The sequence below is a fragment of the Streptomyces sp. NPDC101178 genome (genome assembly GCF_044767965.1).
Lineage (GTDB): Bacteria > Actinomycetota > Actinomycetes > Streptomycetales > Streptomycetaceae > Streptomyces.
Genome location: NZ_JBIWOZ010000006.1, coordinates 304,772 through 322,498, shown reverse-complemented (window position 1 = coordinate 322,498; position 17,727 = coordinate 304,772). Strand labels below are relative to the sequence as shown.

General features: G+C 73.2%; 13 protein-coding genes. 8 read left to right on the top strand and 5 right to left on the bottom strand.

What is annotated here, in order from left to right; genetic code table 11:
• Nucleotides 1-86 precede the first annotated feature (86 nt).
• The 5 genes from aceA to pgm all read left to right on the top strand — a co-directional run bounded on the left by aceA (nucleotide 87) and on the right by pgm (nucleotide 7,097).
• Nucleotides 87-1,367, top strand: a complete 1,281-nt coding sequence (aceA, locus tag ACIRR8_RS19650; RefSeq protein ID WP_404066153.1) for an isocitrate lyase — start codon at nucleotides 87-89, stop codon at nucleotides 1,365-1,367.
• Nucleotides 1,368-1,447: 80 nt separating this feature from the next.
• Nucleotides 1,448-3,040, top strand: a complete 1,593-nt coding sequence (gene aceB, locus ACIRR8_RS19645; protein ID WP_404066150.1) for a malate synthase A — start codon at nucleotides 1,448-1,450, stop codon at nucleotides 3,038-3,040.
• Nucleotides 3,037-3,924, top strand: a complete 888-nt coding sequence (locus ACIRR8_RS19640; protein ID WP_404066147.1) for a 3-hydroxybutyryl-CoA dehydrogenase — start codon at nucleotides 3,037-3,039, stop codon at nucleotides 3,922-3,924. Before aceB ends, ACIRR8_RS19640 begins: the two co-directional genes overlap by 4 nt.
• Nucleotides 3,925-4,169: 245 nt before the next feature.
• On the top strand, nucleotides 4,170-5,240 hold the full coding sequence (locus ACIRR8_RS19635; protein WP_404066144.1) for a chitinase: 1,071 nt from the start codon (nucleotides 4,170-4,172) through the stop codon (nucleotides 5,238-5,240).
• Between the two features lie 213 nt (nucleotides 5,241-5,453).
• Nucleotides 5,454-7,097, top strand: coding sequence for a phosphoglucomutase (alpha-D-glucose-1,6-bisphosphate-dependent) (gene pgm, locus ACIRR8_RS19630; protein WP_404066141.1), 1,644 nt, complete (start codon nucleotides 5,454-5,456; stop codon nucleotides 7,095-7,097).
• Between the two features lie 208 nt (nucleotides 7,098-7,305).
• Here pgm and ACIRR8_RS19625 read toward each other — a convergent pair whose 3' ends face one another.
• Together ACIRR8_RS19625 and ACIRR8_RS19620 are read right to left on the bottom strand one after the other, a co-directional pair.
• Complete coding sequence (locus tag ACIRR8_RS19625; protein WP_404066139.1) at nucleotides 7,306-7,758, bottom strand: hemerythrin domain-containing protein; 453 nt, start codon at nucleotides 7,756-7,758, stop codon at nucleotides 7,306-7,308.
• 116 nt (nucleotides 7,759-7,874) lie between these two features.
• Entirely contained in the window at nucleotides 7,875-9,500 is a 1,626-nt protein-coding gene (locus ACIRR8_RS19620) for a family 20 glycosylhydrolase (protein WP_404066136.1), read from the bottom strand.
• A gap of 325 nt (nucleotides 9,501-9,825) precedes the next feature.
• Here ACIRR8_RS19620 and ACIRR8_RS19615 point away from each other — a divergent pair, with 325 nt between their 5' ends.
• Together ACIRR8_RS19615 and ACIRR8_RS19610 are read left to right on the top strand one after the other, a co-directional pair.
• Nucleotides 9,826-11,088 carry a glycoside hydrolase family 1 protein gene (locus ACIRR8_RS19615; RefSeq protein WP_404066564.1) on the top strand — a complete coding sequence of 421 codons (1,263 nt, stop codon included), beginning with the start codon at nucleotides 9,826-9,828 and terminating at the stop codon, nucleotides 11,086-11,088.
• A 10-nt stretch (nucleotides 11,089-11,098) separates the two neighbouring features.
• Entirely contained in the window at nucleotides 11,099-11,707 is a 609-nt protein-coding gene (locus tag ACIRR8_RS19610) for a TetR/AcrR family transcriptional regulator (protein ID WP_404066133.1), read from the top strand.
• 89 nt (nucleotides 11,708-11,796) lie between these two features.
• Here the strand turns inward: ACIRR8_RS19610 and ACIRR8_RS19605 are convergent, their stop codons facing one another.
• Both ACIRR8_RS19605 and ACIRR8_RS19600 read right to left on the bottom strand, forming a co-directional pair.
• On the bottom strand, nucleotides 11,797-13,203 hold the full coding sequence (locus tag ACIRR8_RS19605) for a serine hydrolase domain-containing protein (RefSeq protein ID WP_404066131.1): 1,407 nt from the start codon (nucleotides 13,201-13,203) through the stop codon (nucleotides 11,797-11,799).
• Entirely contained in the window at nucleotides 13,200-15,566 is a 2,367-nt protein-coding gene (locus ACIRR8_RS19600; protein ID WP_404066128.1) for a glycoside hydrolase family 3 C-terminal domain-containing protein, read from the bottom strand. Before ACIRR8_RS19600 ends, ACIRR8_RS19605 begins: the two co-directional genes overlap by 4 nt.
• A gap of 406 nt (nucleotides 15,567-15,972) precedes the next feature.
• Here ACIRR8_RS19600 and ACIRR8_RS19595 point away from each other — a divergent pair, with 406 nt between their 5' ends.
• Nucleotides 15,973-16,896 (top strand): SGNH/GDSL hydrolase family protein, encoded by a 924-nt coding sequence (locus ACIRR8_RS19595; protein WP_404066126.1) that lies wholly within the window; start codon nucleotides 15,973-15,975, stop codon nucleotides 16,894-16,896.
• On the opposite strand, the gene ACIRR8_RS19590 is transcribed toward ACIRR8_RS19595, so the two are convergent.
• Entirely contained in the window at nucleotides 16,886-17,596 is a 711-nt protein-coding gene (locus ACIRR8_RS19590; protein WP_404066124.1) for a TetR/AcrR family transcriptional regulator, read from the bottom strand. The genes ACIRR8_RS19595 and ACIRR8_RS19590 overlap by 11 nt on opposite strands.
• Nucleotides 17,597-17,727 lie beyond the last annotated feature (131 nt).

The following is a 17,727-nucleotide window of genomic DNA, read 5'->3' as shown; positions in this document are numbered from 1 at the left end:
GTCGCGTCACTCGGTGACGCAGCTTCGCACCTTTCACACGACACACCGTTCACACGATCGACCCACACGACTTCGGGAGTAACGCCATGGCGCAGGCAAGGACGACGGCGGAAGAGCTGGCGCGGCGGTGGGCGAGCGACCCCCGCTGGAAGGGCATCGAGCGCACCTACAGCGCCGAGGACGTGGTCCGGCTCTCCGGCAGCGTCTGCGAGGAGCACACCCTCGCCCGGCGCGGCGCCGAGCGGCTCTGGCGCCAGCTGCACGAGCAGGACTACATCCACGCGCTCGGCGCCCTGACCGGCGGCCAGGCCGTCCAGCAGGTCAAGGCCGGCCTCCAGGCCATCTACCTCTCCGGCTGGCAGGTCGCCGCCGACGCCAACCTGGCCGGCCACACCTACCCCGACCAGAGCCTCTACCCGGCCAACTCCGTTCCCAGCGTGGTCCGCAGGATCAACAACGCCCTGCTGCGCGCCGACCAGATCGCCACCGCCGAGAACGCCGGCGACACCACCGACTACCTGGCCCCGATCGTCGCCGACGCGGAGGCCGGCTTCGGCGGACCGCTCAACGCCTTCGAGCTGACCAAGGCGATGATCGAGGCCGGTGCGGCCGGCATCCACTACGAGGACCAGCTCGCCTCCGAGAAGAAGTGCGGCCACCTCGGCGGCAAGGTCCTCGTCCCCACCGCCCAGCATGTGCGCACCCTCAACGCGGCCCGCCTCGCCGCCGACATCGCGGACGTCCCGACCCTGATCGTGGCCCGCACCGACGCACTCGCCGCCAACCTCATCACCAGCGACGTGGACGAGCGCGACGCGCAGTTCATCACCGGGGAGCGGACCGCCGAGGGCTTCCACCGCGTCCGGAACGGCATGGCGCCGGTCATCTCGCGCGGCCTCGCCTACGCCCCGTACGCCGACCTCATCTGGGTCGAGACCGGCACCCCGGACCTCGCCCAGGCCCGCGAGTTCGCCGAGGCGATCCACGCCGAGCACCCGGACCAGATGCTCGCGTACAACTGCTCGCCCTCCTTCAACTGGCGGGCCGCGCTGGACGACGACCAGATCGCCAAGTTCCAGCGGGAGCTGGGCGCGATGGGCTACCGCTTCCAGTTCATCACTTTGGCGGGCTTCCACTCCCTCAACCACGCCATGTTCGACCTGGCGCGCGGCTACGCCGAGCAGGGCATGACCGCCTATGTCGACCTCCAGGAGCGGGAGTTCGCCGCCCAGGCGCAGGGCTTCACCGCCGTCAAGCACCAGCGCGAGGTCGGCACCGGCTACTTCGACCAGGTCTCCACCGCCATCAACCCCGCCTCCTCCACCACGGCACTGACCGGCTCCACGGAGGAGGAGCAGTTCCACTAGCAGCCCCCACCGGGCGTGGGGGCTCCACCGCCCCCGCGCCCGGGGTCCGCCACCGCCCGCACCCCGCTGAGGAGACCCGCATGACCACCCTTGCCACCACCGGCCGCGTCCAGGTCCTCGGCGCACCGGGCGACCGGCACGAGGAAGTCCTCACCCCCGAGGCCCTCGACTTCATCGCCCGCCTCGACGCGGCCTTCACGGCCCGCCGCTTCGACCTGCTCACCGAGCGCCGCCGCCGCTCCGCCCTGCTGCGCGGCGGCACCCCGCTCGACTTCTCCCGCGCCACCAAGCCGATCCGCAGTGACCCCGACTGGCGCGTCGCCCGGCCCGCCCCTGGCCTCACCGACCGGCGGGTGGAGATCACTGGGCCGCCCCAGCGCTCCATGGCGGTCAACGCCCTCAACTCCGGCGCTCAGGTGTGGATGGCCGACTTCGAGGACGCCACCTCGCCCACCTGGGAGAACATCGTCCGGGGCCAGCTGACCCTGGTCGACGCCATCGACCGCCGCATCGACTTCACCACCACGAGCGGCAAGGAGTACCGGCTCACCGACCGGCCCGCCACCATCATGGTCCGGCCGCGCGGCTGGCACCTCACCGAGAAGCACCTCGTCATCGACGAACGGCCCGTCCCCGCCGCACTGGTCGACTTCGGCCTCTACTTCTTCCACTGCGCCCGCCGCCAGATCGACGCGGGCAGCGGACCGTACTTCTACCTCCCCAAGCTGGAGAACCGGTACGAGGCCCGCCTCTGGAACGACGTCTTCCTGCTGGCCCAGGACCTGCTGGACATCCCGCGCGGCACGATCCGGGCCACCGTCCTCATCGAGACGATCACCGCAGCGTTCGAGATGGAGGAGATCCTCTACGAACTGCGCGAGCACAGCGCCGGCCTCAACGCGGGCCGCTGGGACTACCTCTTCAGTCTCATCAAGAACTTCGCGCACCGCCCCGACTTCGTCCTCCCGGACCGGGCCACGGTCACCATGACGGCCCCCTTCCTGCGCGCCTACACCGAACTCCTCGTCCGCACCTGCCACAAGCGCGGCGCCCACGCCATCGGCGGCATGGCCGCCCAGATTCCCGGCGGCGGCCCCGAGGCGCAGGAGGCTGCCCTGGCCAAGGTCCGGCTCGACAAGGAGCGCGAGGCCGAGGACGGTTTCGACGGCTCCTGGGTCGCCCACCCGGGCCTGGTACCGGTCTGCCGGTCCGTCTTCGACGAGGTGCTCGGCGGCCGGCCGCACCAGCTGGAACGCACCCGCGACGACGTCCACGTCACCGCCGAGGAGCTGGTCGCCGTACGCCGTACCGCAGGACGTCCGACCCCGGAGGGAGTCCGCGACAACATCGCCGTCACTCTCCGGTACTACGACGCCTGGCTCAACGGACAGGGCGCCGTCGCGCTCAACGGACTGATGGAGGACGCGGCGACCGCCGAGATCGCCCGGGTCCAGATCTGGCAGTGGCTCAAGCACCGTACGGTCGACCGCTCGACGGTGGAGCGCGTCTTCGAGGAGGAGCTGGCCACGCTCGGCGCCACCTATCCCTGGGCCCGGCTCGACCAGGTCCGCGACCTGTTCGAACGTACCGCCCTCGCCAAGGAGCTGCCCGCCTTCTTCACCACAGAGGCGTACGCACGCCACCTCGTCGGCCGCCCGGCGGTGCAGGCATGAGCGCGCCCATCACCCCTGCCGCGCCCATCACCAAGGTCGGTGTCGTCGGCGGCGGCCAGATGGGCGCCGGGATCGCCGAGGTCTGCGCCCGGGCCGGGCTGCACACCGTCGTCTGCGAGGCCGACGCCACCGCTGCCGGCCGGGCCCGCGAACGGGTGGCGATCTCGCTGGAACGAGCCGTCCAGCGCGGCAAGCTGGACCGCCCGAGCGCCGAGGACGCGCTCGGCCGGCTGGTCTTCACCGGCGATCTCGACGCCTTGGCCGACCGCCGGCTCGTGGTCGAGGCGGTCGTCGAGAACGCCGAGGCCAAGACCGAGGTCTTCGCCGCCCTCGACAAGATCGTCGAGGACCCGGGAGCCGTTCTGGCCACCAACACCTCCGCCATCCCGGTCATGCGCCTCGGCATGGCCACCCACCGCGCCGACCACGTCCTCGGCCTGCACTTCTTCAACCCGGTGCCGGTGCTGCCGCTGGTGGAGGTCGTCCCGTCCCTGCACACCGCGCCCGCCACCGTCGCCGCGACCGAGGCGTTCGTGACCGACGTGCTCGGCAAGACGGTGGTCCGCTCCCAGGACCGCTCCGGCTTCGTCGTCAACGCGCTGCTGATCCCGTACCTCCTCTCCGCGATCCGGATGGCGGAGTCCGGCTACGCGACCGCCGCCGACGTGGACGCCGCCATGGAGCTGGGCTGCGCCCACCCGATGGGCCCGCTGAAGCTGGCGGACCTGATCGGCCTGGACACGGTGGCCTCCATCGCCGTATCGCTCTACGAGGAGTTCAAGGAACCGCTCCACGCCCCGCCGCCGCTGCTCCAGCGGATGGTGGAGGCGGGGCTGCTCGGCCGGAAGGCCGGCCGCGGGTTCCACACGTACGACCGGGGCTGAGGGGCCCGGGCCGGGGCCGCGGTTGAGGGACCGCGGCCGGTGCCGAGCGGGGTGCGGAGCAGTTGACTGTGCTGCTTCCCACCCCGCCGCGGTGTCTCCACGCCCGTGCCGGGCAGTCTGGTCCAGACCTCTTGACCGAAGGTCTGGACCATTCTACGGTTTTGGCAGGGTCACGACACTGGGCGGGTCGGGGCGAACCCTTCGCGCCGTCGGCGGTCGACCCGGGCAGGAAGGACCTACGGATCATGAGCCGTACCGCACGCCTGCTGGGCCTCGGCCTGGCCGCGGCACTCGCCGTACCGATGCTGATCGGAGCCGTACCGCCGAAGGCCGCCGATCCCCTCAGGACCACGGCCGCCGAGACCTGCGCGGTCAAGTCGAAGCCCACCGGCAAGGTGCTCCAGGGCTACTGGGAGAACTGGGACGGCGCCGCCAACGGCGTCCACCCGCCGCTCGGCTGGATCCCCGTAACCGACTCCCGTATCACCCAGCACGGCTACAACGTCGTCAACGCGGCCTTCCCCGTCATCCGTTCCGACGGCACCGTGCTGTGGGAGGACGGCATGGACAACACCGTCAAGGTGGCCACCCCCGCGGAGATGTGTCAGGCGAAGGCCTCCGGGCTCACCCTCCTCATGTCGATCGGCGGAGCGACCGCCGGGATCGACCTCAGCTCCAGCACGGTCGCGGACCGGTTCGTCGCGACCGTGGTCCCGATCCTCAAGAAGTACAACTTCGACGGCATCGACATCGACATCGAGACCGGCCTCGTCGGCACCGGCACCATCAACCAGCTCTCGCCGTCGCAGGCCAACCTCATCCGCATCATCGACGGCGTCCTCGCCGCCATGCCGTCGAACTTCGGCCTCACCATGGCTCCGGAGACGGCGTACGTCACCGGCGGCAGTGTGGTCTACGGCTCGATCTGGGGCGCGTATCTGCCGGTCATCAAGAAGTACGCCGACAACGGCCGGCTCTGGTGGCTGAACATGCAGTACTACAACGGCAGTATGTACGGCTGCTCCGGCGACTCGTACTCCGCCGGTACGGTCGCCGGCTTCACCGCGCAGACGGACTGCCTCAACCGTGGGCTCGTCATCCAGGGCACCACCATCAAGGTCCCGTACGACAAGCAGGTCCCGGGCCTGCCCGCGCAGCCTGGCGCCGGCGGCGGCCACATGTCCCCGTCGCTCGTCTCCCAGGCCTGGAACCACTACAACGGCTCCCTGAAAGGCCTGATGACCTGGTCCCTGAACTGGGACGGCTCCAAGGGCTGGACCTTCGGCGACAACGTGAAGCGCCTCCAGGGCCGCTGACCTCCGAAGCCCACCGCGCCCCCGGCCCCCGCCCCGGATCGGGGGCGCGGTGCTGCCCGGCCGGGACACGGGGTCGCGATGGCGCGAACCCGTCACGCGCCGGGGCGGGGCAACGGGACAGAATCGGGTACGGATCGCAGTGATCGCCCATCCCGGGACGCCGGCCCGCCCACCAGGGCCGACGCCGACGAAGCAGACGCAAGAGGAGACCCGATGGCGCACGCACGGGCCGGGCAGCCGGCGCAGCCCGCAGACCTGGTCGACGTGGCACGGCTGGTGACGGCCTATTACGCCCTCCACCCCGATCCGGCCGACCCCGCCCAGCGGGTCGCCTTCGGCACCTCGGGCCACCGCGGCTCCGCGCTCGCGGCCGCCTTCAACGACGACCATATCGCCGCCACCACCCAGGCGATCTGCGACTACCGTGCCCGCCAGGGCACCGACGGGCCGCTCTTCCTCGGCGCCGACACCCACGCACTCTCCGAACCGGCCCGGACCACCGCGCTGGAGGTGCTCGCCGCCAACGGCGTCACCGCCCTCATCGACAGCGACGACGGCTACACCCCGACGCCCGCCGTCTCGCACGCCATCCTCACGTACAACCAGGGGCGCACCGAGCACCTGGCCGACGGCATCGTGGTCACGCCGTCGCACAACCCGCCCGCCGACGGCGGCTTCAAGTACAACCCGCCCAACGGCGGACCGGCCGCGTCCGACGCCACCTCCTGGATCCAGGACCGGGCCAACGCGCTGATCGAGGCGGGCCTCGGTGAGGTCCGCCGGATCCCGTACGCCCGCGCGCTGGCCGCCGACACCACGCACCGGCACGACTTCCTTACCGCGTACGTCGACGACCTGCCCTCCGTCCTGGACCTGGACGCCGTACGGGACGCGGGGCTCCGGATCGGCGCCGACCCGCTCGGCGGCGCCTCCGTCGCGTACTGGGGGCGTATCGCGGAGCGGCACCGGATCGACCTCACGGTGGTCAACCCGCTGGCCGACCCGACCTGGCGGTTCATGACGCTGGACTGGGACGGCAAGATCCGCATGGACTGCTCGTCGCCGCACGCCATGGCCTCGCTGATCCAGCAGCGCGACGCGTACGCCATCTCCACCGGCAACGACGCCGACGCCGACCGGCACGGCATCGTCACGCCCGACGGCGGCCTGATGAACCCCAACCACTATCTGGCCACCGCCATCGACTACCTCTACACCCACCGGGAGGCCTGGCCCGCCGGGACCGGCATCGGCAAGACGCTGGTCTCCTCCTCGATGATCGACCGCGTGGCCCATGACCTCGGCCGCACGCTGGTGGAGGTCCCGGTCGGCTTCAAGTGGTTCGTGGACGGGCTGTACGACGGCAGCCTCGGCTTCGGCGGCGAGGAGTCGGCCGGCGCCTCGTTCCTGCGCCGCGACGGCCGGGTCTGGACCACGGACAAGGACGGCATCCTGCTGGCCCTGCTCGCCTCCGAGATCACCGCCGTCACCGGATCCACCCCGTCCCAGCGGTACGCGCAGCTCACCGCCCGCTTCGGCGACCCGGCGTACGCCCGCGTCGACGCGCCCGCCACCCGCGAGGAGAAGGCGGTCCTGGCCAAGCTCTCCCCGCAGCAGGTCAAGGCCGACACGCTGGCCGGGGAGCGCATCACCGCGGTCCTCACCGAGGCACCCGGCAACGGAGCGGCGATCGGCGGACTCAAGGTCTGCACCGGCAGCGCCTGGTTCGCCGCCCGCCCCTCGGGCACGGAGGACGTCTACAAGGTGTACGCGGAGAGCTTCCAGGGGCCCGAACACCTCGGCCAGGTCCAGGAGGAGGCGCGCGCCCTCGTCTCGGAGGCGCTGGGCAGCGCCTGAGCCGGGTCGCTGGAGGTTCTGTGCCCCGGACGGGTCCTGCTCGGCGCGCCGGGTGCGGGAAGGAGAGCCTTCCGCACCCGGCGCGTACCGGTCCGGCGTGGCCCGCCCGGGTTCCCGGGCGGGCGGTCCGGGCGCGGCGGGGCGCTCACGGCCTCCGGGCGGTCGCTCATGTGCGGCAGGGGTCTCCCCGCGTCCGGTCGGTCCGGGCTCAGCGGGGATGGGCCGCGCGCCAGGCCTCCATGGACCGGTCCCACTGGTCACCGGTCAGTTCGGTGAGGGAGGCCGGGAAGAGGCCGTCCTCCTCCTTCGCGATATGGGCGTGCAACTCGTCCACGGCCCGGACGAACGCGGCCCGCTGCCCGGCCGAGTCCAGGTCGAGGGCGTCGAGGAAGACCGCCAGCTCCCGGTGCTCCGCGGCGAGCGCGTCGACGTACGCCGTGTACTCCTCGTTCTCGCGCATCACGGCGAACAGCCCGCGCTCCTCCCCGGCCCAGTGGGCCCGCAGCTCGACGGCGACGCGTTCCACGAGGGCTCGCGCGCGCTCGCGGTCACCGGATGCCAAGGCCCGCACAGCCGCCCCGGCCAGATCGGTGACGGACTCGTGCTCCGCGATGAACTCCCTGATCAACGGGATCTCACGGCACCCGCAGTAGTGGCACATGCCCGGTCGTCCTCTCGTCCCCGAGATCGTGCCACCCGGACGACCCGCCCACCGGCGACGCGCCGGTGCCAACGCCGTACCGGGCCCGGACCGGCGGGCGCACCGCCATCCGCGCCTCAGCTCTCCGGCGCCGCCGCCCAGGGGATCTCCGTGGAGGGCAGGTAGGCGAGGCCGCGCTGCTCCCAGAGCCGGCCGTGGTGGGACAGGCGGGCCCGGTGGCCGGTCCAGTCGGGCGCGCGCCCGGTCCAGGCCGCCGACGCGACGGAGGCGAGGCGGGGCAGCAGCAGGGTCGTCACATCGTCGAGCGACTCCACCGACTCGGCGAAGACCGTCGCCTCCACCCCGGCGACCCGGTCCTCCGGAATCCCGTAGGACACCGGGTCCCAGGCCGCCGTGTGCTCGACGCCGAGCGGGCGGTAGGTCGGGAAGCCGAGGCGGGCGGCATCCGCCTCCCGGCCGGCCGGGACGACCTCCGGGGCGTAGGCGCGGTCCAGATAGAGATGGGACTGCGGGGAGAGCAGCACACGGCCGCCGCCGTCGAGGATGCGGGTCAGATCCTGATCGGTCGGGGCGAAGAACGACTTGAGGGCCTGGACGAACTCCAACGTGGTCCCCGCTGCCACGAGTTCGGGGCGGGCGGCGATCTCGTCGGCGGTGTCGGGCAGGTCCATCATCGGGACGTCGACCCAGAACTGGAGGATGTCGTCGGGGCCGACACCCGCCCGGGACGATTCCTGCCAGCCGATCGGCCGCTTGCCCGACTCCCGCACCAGCGCGCGCAGTTCGCGGATGGAGTGGGCGAAGCTCTCCTCGGTGGCGCCCACCGCCTCGTCGCCGCCCACATGGACGAAGGGGCCGTCCGTCAGCCGGCCCACCTCGGCGAGGATCGCGGCGACGGCCTTTCGGGTCGCCGGGTCGGTGAGGTCCAGCGGTGCGACGTACGGGAAGCGGCCCGCCAGCCACTCGGGTGCGGGGGCGTCGGGCAGACCGGGCAGCGCCTCGCGCAGGGTGGCGCAGTGGCCGGGCAGATCGATCTCGGGCACCACGGTGACGAACCGCTCCGCCGCATACGCCTGGAGCCCGCGGTAGTCGTCGGTGGTGTAGAAGGCGCGCGGTGTGCCGTCGGGCGCGGGTGCGGTCAGCTCAGGGGTGCCGGGGATCTCCAGCCGCCAGCCCTCGTTGTCCGTGAGGTGCAGGTGGAGCACGTTCAGCTTGTAGAGCGCGGCGAGGTCGATCACCCGCCGGACCTCGTCGGGGGTGAGGTAGCCGCGCGCCGGGTCCAGCAGCAGGCCGCGCCAGGCGTATCGGGGAGCGTCGGCCAGCTCCTGGCGGGGAACGCGGCCGCCGGAGGTGACGAGCAGTTGGAGCGCCGTGGTCGCGGCACGGAACACACCGACGGGCGTGGCGGCACGGCAGAGGATGCCGTCGGCCTCGACGGTCAGGCGGTAGGACTCGTCCACCGGCCGGGCCGTCCCGTCCGGTGCGACGCCGACGGGCGCGGGGGAGCCGTCGGCTCCGTCGCCGAGGGCGAGCGTGAGGGTGGGGACGTCGGGGCGGTGGGCGGTGCCCAGCGGCAGCAGGCGGCTCCCCAGGTGGGGTTCCAGCAGGGCGTGGACCGTGGCGGCGACGCCGGTCAGGGCCCGGTCGGCGGCGTGGACGCGCCAGGGTCCGGCGGTACGGGGGCCCGGGTCCTGGCCGGTGGCCGGGGCGGTGGTCCGGGGCTCGGGAATGACGGCGTTCATGGGGCTCCTCCACTGGCAGGGCCGGAACGGGGCCGGGTGTCCGGCCTGTGTGCCGGGCCGGTCGCGGGGGTGGCGGACCGGGAGGCCGGGCGTCCGCGTCAGGTCGGGCCCGGCCTCCCGGAGCAGGTGGCTCCCGGGGGCCGGGATGAGCTGCGGCTCTTCCTGCCGGGCCGGGTGCGCCTGTACGCTAACACGAAAACCGATCAATGAACGCTTTTCGCGGACGGTGTCGACGCCCCCTCGTCGGCGCGGACTTCGCGATGGAAGGAGCCGCCTCGTGGCGCTGCCGAACACCCCCGGACCCGTCCTGCCCGAGGGCTTCCTCATGGGGGCGTCCACCGCCGCCCACCAGGTCGAGGGCAACAACGTGTCCAGCGACTGGTGGGCCGTCGAGAACCGCCCGGGCACCTTCGTCGCGGAACGCAGCGGTGACGCGGTCGACAGCTTCCACCGCTGGCCGCAGGACATGGACCTGCTCAGCGGACTCGGCTTCAACACCTACCGGTTCTCCATCGAATGGGCCCGGATCGAACCCGAGCGCGGACACGTCTCCCGGGCGGCGGTGGCCCACTACCGGGCCATGGTCCAGGGGGCGCTGGAGCGCGGTCTCACCCCGGTGGTGACCCTGCACCACTTCACCTCGCCGCACTGGTTCAGCGCGCTCGGCGGCTGGAGCGCCCCGGAGTCCACCGACCTCTTCGCCGCCTACACCGAGGTCGCCACCGAGATCCTCGCCGCAGGCGTCCGCCATGTGGCGACCATCAACGAACCGAACATGGTCGCGCTGATGCACACGGTCGTCCGCCGCATGGGGATCGGACAGGGGGAAGCCCCGGCGCCCGAGGGAAAGGAGCGATCCGGTGCGGCCGCCTTCGACCCCGCCACGGTCGACCCCGATCCCGAGGTCACCCAGGCCCTCATCCGTGCCCACCGGGCGGCCCGCGAGGTCCTCAAGGCGGCCGATCCCGGTCTCCAGGTCGGATGGACGGTCGCCAACCAGGTCTACCAGGCCGAACCCGGAGCGGCCGAGGTCGCCGCCGCGTACGCCTGGCCCCGCGAGGACGTCTTCCTCCACGCCTCCCGTGAGGACGACTGGGTCGGCGTGCAGGCCTACACGCGCCACCGGATCGGCCCGGACGGGCCGCTGCCGGTGGCACCGGGCGTGGAGACGACGCTGACCGGCTGGGAGTACTACCCCGAGGCTCTCGGCGAGGCGATCCGTCACACCGCCGACGTGGTCGGCCCGCACGTCGCGGTCCTGGTCACCGAGAACGGCATCGCCACCGACGACGACGAACGCCGCATCGCCTACACCACCCGGGCGCTGGCCGGGGTGGCCGACGCGCTGCGGGACGGGATCGACGTACGCGGCTACCTGCACTGGACCGCGCTGGACAACTACGAATGGGGCTCCTACCGGCCCACCTTCGGGCTCATCGCGGTCGACCGGGAGACCTTCGCCCGGACCCCGAAGCCGTCCGCCCACTGGCTCGGCGCCCTGGCCCGCGCCGGACGCCTCCCGGGCCCGGAGCCGGAGCCCGGACCGGAGCCCGAGGCCGTGCCCGCCGGTGGCCGGCACGCCGGTTAGGCTTCCGGTCATGGCGAAACGGGGCCCGTACGAAAAGGGCGAGGCGAAGCGCACGGAGATCCTGCACGCGGCACTGGAGATCTTCGCCGCCGAGGGCTATCGGGGCACCTCGCTGCGGAAGGTGGCCGCCAGATGCAACCTCAGCCTCCCCGGTCTGATGCACTACTTCAGCTCGAAGGAGGACCTGCTCACCCAGGTCCTGAGGATGCGTGACGAGACCGCCCGGGTGCGCCAGACCGAGCGCCCGGGGGAACCGAGCTACCGCGACATCATCCGCGAGGGGGCGCAGACCCCCGGACTGGTGGAGCTGTTCGTCTCCATGGCCGCCGCCGCCAGTGACCCGGAGCACCCGGCGCACGCGCACTTCGCCGAGCGCTATCCGGTGCTGCGCGAGCGGGTGGCGGGGTATGTGCGGCAGCGGATGGACGAGGGGCGGCTGACCACCGAGATTCCGCCGGAGCGGCTGGCTGTGCTGCTGCTGGCCCTGGCGGACGGCATCCAGTTGCAGTGGCTCATCGACCGTTCGACCGACATGGAGCAGCCGATCGACGACGTCTTCCGGCTGCTGGCCGTGGACCGGGACGGCGGACGCGGGGTCTCGGAGCCCGAGCGGGGGTGAGACGACGGCGGCGGGCGGGGACGGCTTTCCGGCCTTCCCGCCCGCCGCCTCCTGCCGGCACCGGGGGAGTGCCCCCGCCGGGCCGGGCCTCAGCCGCCGCTGAGCCCGGCCGCTTTCCGTACCGCCTCGGTCCACGGCATCCACCGGGGATCGGGTCCCGCCGACGGCTCCCACGCCATCGCGGCGCAGACGTAGCCGACCGCGAGTCCGCTCTCCGGATGGGCCATCCCCAGCCGGCCGCCCGCGCCCGCATGTCCGAACGACCCCTCGCCCAGCAACGGCAGGCCGGGCCGAGGGAGTTCGAAGCCCAGCCCGAAACGTGAGCGGTCGGGCCCGTCCAGCCGGTGCAGAACTCCGGGCTGCGGCAGGTGGTCGGTGCAGGGGGTCCTCGCCCGGTCCACCGTGGTCGCCGACAGCAGCCGTACGCCGTCCACGTGGCCGACGAGAGCCGCGTACAGCCGGGCGAGGGAGCGGGCGTCGCCGATGGCTCCCGCCGCCGGGAACTCCGCCGCCCGGCCCCGGCGGGTGCCGAAGGACGCCGTGGCGCGGCCGAGTTCGGCGGACGAGGCCCGCAGCGAGGTTGCGAGCCGGTCGCCGGGGGCGAGGCCGGCCCGCTCCACCGCCTGCGCCACCTGCCCGGGCGTCGGGTCGGGGCGCACCGCCCGCTGCGGTACGAAGCGGTGCTCCTCCCGTTCCGGCAGGCCGATCCACAGGTCCAGCCCCAGGGGCCCGGCGACCTCGCGGGCGAAGAACCGGCCGACGCTTTCGCCGGACACCCGGCGGACGACCTCGCCGACCAGATCGCCGTAGGTGAGCGCGTGGTAGAGGAACGCCTTCCCCGGGTCCCACACCGGAGACATCGCCGCCAAGGCCCGAACCCGGGCCCTCGGGTCCAGCAGAAACGGGTCCGGGAGGCCCGCCGGGTCGTCGGTGTACGCCGGGAGCCCGGCGCGGTGAGCCAGCAGGTCCGTGATCGTGGTCCCCGCCTTTCCGGCGGCGGAGAACTCGGGCCAGTGTCGGGCGACGGGGTCGTCCGGATCCAGGAGGCCCCGCTCGATCAGCAGATGCGCGCAGACGGCCACCAGGGCTTTGGAGACCGACATGAGGACACCCACGGAATCGGCCCGGAACACCTCGCCTCCGATTCCGGCTCCGCGCTCGCTCCCGTATCCGGTCTCGGCGTCACGCCCGGCCTCGGCCTCGGTCCTGTTCTCGTAGCCGGTCGCGGTCGCGGTCCCGGCCTCGGCCCCGGTTCCGTACCCGGCCCCGGTCCCGTGAACGCCGTCGGGCACCGCGCCCCCGACCGCCCCGGCGCCGTACCCGAACCGGCCCAGGCCCGGCGTCCAGAGGTCCACGACCGTCCGGCCCTCGTGGCGGACGGCCAGTTGCGCGCCGCCCGGGTCCCCCGACTGGCCGCGCGTGAACGCGTCCCGGACGCCTTCCCAGCCCGGCCGCACGATTCCCGTGACCTCCGGGGCCGGACGGCGTCCGCTCATGCCCGCGGCTCGTCCGTGCCGGGTGCGCCGGGGGTGTCGGCCGCGCCGGGCGAGGCCGCGGCCGCCACCAGAGCGGCCACGCCCTCGGGACCCACCGGACTCTGCGGGAAGTCGGCGATCACCTCCAGCGGCATCCCGGCGAGGAACCGCCACAGCACCGGGTTCTCCAGCGCGCTCGGCCCCGCCTCAGCCCCTGCCGCGGCCCGGCCCTCGGCGAACCCCTTCATCAGCAGCGGGCCGCCGACGGGGTGCTCCAGCCACTCGGCGAGGGAGTTGCGGCCGGTGAGCACGAGCCGCGGGGGATCGCCCGCCACGGTGACCTCGGCGCTGAGCCGGAGGTCGCGCGACGACGCGCCCGCCGCGATGACGTAGTCGCCGCCCTCGACCCGCCATCCGCCCTCCCGCTCGCTGTAGTACGCGAGGTCGTCGCGGGAGACGCGGACGACCACCTCGCCGCTCTCGCCCGGAGCGAGCGTCACCGAGGCGAAGCCGCGCAGCTCCCTCGGCGGACGCGCCACGGACGAGACGGCGGGGCCGCCGCTGTACACCTGGACGGTCTCACGCCCGGTGCGCGACCCGGTGTTGGCGACGGTGACCGCGACCGCGAAACGGCTGCCGTCCTCCTCCGGCGTGACCCGCAGCCCGCTGTACGTGAACGTCGTGTACGACAGCCCGTGGCCGAAGGGGAACGCCACCTGGCGGTCGGCCGCGTCGTACCCCCGATAGCCGACGAAGACGCCCTCGCCGTACCGGACATGGCCTTCCTCGCCGGGGAAGGAGAGGTGGCTCGGGGAGTGCTCCAGTCGCAGCGGTACGGTCTCCGCCAGCTTGCCGGACGGGTTGACGTCGCCGAACAGGACCCGGGCCAGCGCCCCGCCGCCCGCCTGGCCGAGCAGCCAGCCCTCGACGAGTGCGGGGACCGTGCGGTGCCAGGGGTCGGTGCGGACCACTCCGCCGTTGGAGAGGACGACGACGGTACGCGGGTTGGCGGCCACGACGGCCTCCAGGAGGCGCAGTTGGTCCTCCGGCAGATCGATGTGGTCCCGGTCGAACCCTTCGGACTCGTCCTGGGAGGAGAGGCCGAGGAACAGCAGCACGGTGTCGGACCCGGCGGCGAGCCGGACCGCCTCCTCCGTGAGCGCGTTCTCGTCGGCCGGGGCCCGCACGGTGCCGCCGACCGCCAGGGCGTACCCGGGGGCGAAGGCGACCCGTGCTCCCCCGGCGCGGTCGCGCAGCGCGTCGAGCGGCACGTCCAGCCGGGTGGGGGTGACCTGGGAGCTGCCGGCCCCCTGGTAGCGGGGGGTGCGGGCCAGCTCACCGATGACGGCGACGCTTCCGGCGTCCGGGCTCAGCGGCAGCAGCCCGTCCTCGTTCCTGAGCAGCACCACGCATCGCTCCGCCGCCTCCCCGGCGAGGCGGTGGTGGTCGTCCACGGTCATCCGCGGTTCGGGGCGGCCGTCGCCGGTCGCGGCGCGCCGGGCGAAGCGGACCAGGCGCTCCACGGCGGTGTCCAGCACCGCCTCGTCCAGGGAGCCGTCCCGCACGGCGGCCACGACCTGCGCGTCGGTACGCCCCTGGGTGCCGGGCATCTGGAGGTCCAGACCCGCGCGGAGGGCGGCGACCCGGTCGCGTACGGCACCCCAGTCGGACATCACGATGCCGTCGAAGCCCCACTCGGCGCGCAGGACGTCGGTCAGCAGCCGGGTGTTCTCCGAGAGGGTCACCCCGTTGACCGCGTTGTAGGAGGACATCACGGACCAGGGGCGGTCGCGGCGGACGATGCGCTCGAAGGCCCGGAGGTAGATCTCCCGCAGCGGGCGCTCGTCGATGTCGGCGCTGACCCGCATCCGGTCGGTCTCCTGGTTGTTGGCCGCGTAGTGCTTGAGTGCCGCGCCCACACCGGACTCCTGGAGCCCGCGCACCATGGCGCCACCCAGCTCGGCGGTGAGCAGCGGGTCCTCGGAGAAGTACTCGAAGTTGCGACCGCAGAGCGGTGAGCGCTTGATGTTGATGCCCGGACCGAGGAGCACCCGGACACCGTGCGCCCTCGCCTCGTCCGCGAGCGCTCCGGCGACGCGGTGGGCGAGCTCCGGATCCCAGCTGCTGCCGAGCGCCACGGCGGGCGGATAGCAGGTGGCCGGGGCGGCGCTGTGCAGGTCGAGCTGGCCTCCGTCGCCCGCCTCCTTGGGCAGGCGCAGCCCGTGCGGCCCGTCGGAGAGGGTGACGGCCGGGACGCCGGCCCGGTCCACGGCCGAGGTGACGAAGTCCCCGCCGCCACTGGTCAGTGAGGCCTTCTCGGCCAGGGTGAGCGGATCGGCAAAGGGGTCTGCCGCCGGGGGCGGTGAGGTCTGGTCGGTCGTCATACGGCGCACCTGTCGGGTCGAGTGGGGGCGTGGGCGTGGATGCGGGAGGCGGGGGAGCGGCCGGCTCTCGGCGGCGGATCCGCCCCGGGCGGCTCGGAGGGGATGGGGCCGGACGTACGGCCGCCATCGTAAAAACCGTAAGTTGATCGGTTTTGGGTGTCAAGGGTGTGCGCCGCCCGGCTCCGCGCCGTGCGCCCGGGGGTGCCGGCGGTGGCGGAACGGCGCTGCGCGCACCCTTGACGGCTGGAAACCGTTCATCGTACGGTTTTCGCTCTCCGGTCCGTCCGGTCTCCGAGTGACCCTCGTCCGACCCCGCGTCAGCCGGTGCCCACCGCCCCGCACCCGCGTCCGCCTCTGCTTCCCACCTTCCGACGGCGCCTCCGCGCCGAAGAGACGAGGATTGGCCATGCACCCTGCCGCCAGGCACCCCGCCCCCGCCGTACATCGACGCCGCACCACTGCCGCCGCCCTGGCCGCCACCGCCGCCACGGCTCTCCTGGCCACGGCCGGCGCCCCGGCCACGGCCGCCCCGGCACCGGGAACGTCCGGCGATGCCGCGCGGAGCGCCCCGGTCCACTACGTGGCGCTCGGCGACTCCTTCAGCTCGGGCCCCGGCATCCCCGAGCAGACGGACGCCGCCTGCGGCCGCTCCTCGCGCAACTACCCGGCCCTGGTGGCCGCCGCCCTCCCGGTGGCGTCGTTCACCGATGTCACCTGCGCGGGCGCCGACACCCGTCACATGGCCGCCCCGCAAGGATCGGCGCCGCCCCAACTGGACGCCCTGCGGACCGACACGACCCTGGTCACCCTCGGCATCGGGGGCAACGACCTCGATCTCCCCGGCGTCCTCACCCGCTGCGTCCTGCTCGGCAAGCTCGCCCCGCTGGGCGCACCGTGCAAGCGGAGCTACACCCTGCTCGGCACCGACGAGATCGGCACCCGCATCGGCGCCACCGCGCCGAAGGTGGCCGCCGTCCTCGCCGCGATCCAGGCCCGCTCGCCGCAGGCCCGCGTCCTGGTGGTGGGGTATCCGGCGATCGTCCCCGACGACGGCACCTCCTGCCGGCCGGTCGTCCCCTTCGCCGACGGCGACTTCGCCTGGTTCCGGGACAAGCAGAAGCAGCTCAACGCGATGCTCGCGCAGCAGGCGGCCGGGCAGGGCGCGGCCTATGCCGACGCCTACACGCCCTCGGTCGGGCACGACGCGTGCAAGCCGCAGGGCGTGCGCTGGATCGAGCCCGAGGAGACCGCGGAGGCGACCGGGTTCCACCCCAATGCGGCCGGACACCGGAGCACGGCCGATGCGGGCCTCGCAACCCTCAACGGCTGACGCCGCCGGCCTCCGCGCCGTCCCTCGCCCCCTCCGTGTCCTCCGTACCGTCCTCGGGCAGCAGTCCCAGGCGGTCCAGGAAGTCGCGTACGAGCGCCTCCATCGGTACGGCCTCCGGCTCCAGCAGCCACTGCGTCTGCAAGCCGTCCATCAGCGCCAGCAGCTGACCGGCCACCACACCCGGGTCGACGGCGCCGTCCGCGCCGGCGGCCCGCTGGAGACCGGCCACGACGCCGGTCAGCTCGGTGCGCAGGTACCGGTAGCGCCGGGTGAAGTAGTTGTGCGCCGGGTGGTCCGGATCGGTCGCCTCGGCGGACAGCTTCGCGTACAGCGCGACCAGGCCCGGCGTCCGGCTGTTGCGCGCCACCAGATCCAGCAGCAGCCGCAGCCGCCGGGCCGGTTCCGGAGCGGGCGAGCCCGGCCGCAGCAGACCCGGGAAGAGCTCGCGGGCGTCGACCAGGTCGCGTCGCTCCAGGACCTCCAGGAGCAGACGGTCCTTGCCCGGGAAGTGGTGCAGCAGTCCGGCATGGGTCAGCCCCGCGTGGGCGGCGATGTCGCGCAGCGAGACCGCGTTGAAGCCGGAGCGGGCGAAAAGCTCGGCCGCCGCGTCGAGGATGCGGGCGCGGGTGCGCTCCCCCTTCGACGGACGGGCTTCCTCGGCCCCCGGCCGGTACGGGGCACGCCCGGTCCCTGTGCTCATCGCGGCGGCCCCCTGTGCTCGTCGGACACGGCGTCGCCGCCCGGTACCCCTGACTCCACCCCACGGAACTTACCAGCTGGTTAATTTCCCGCTCAAAAAACCTACCAAGTGGTTAATTCCGCAGGTAGGCT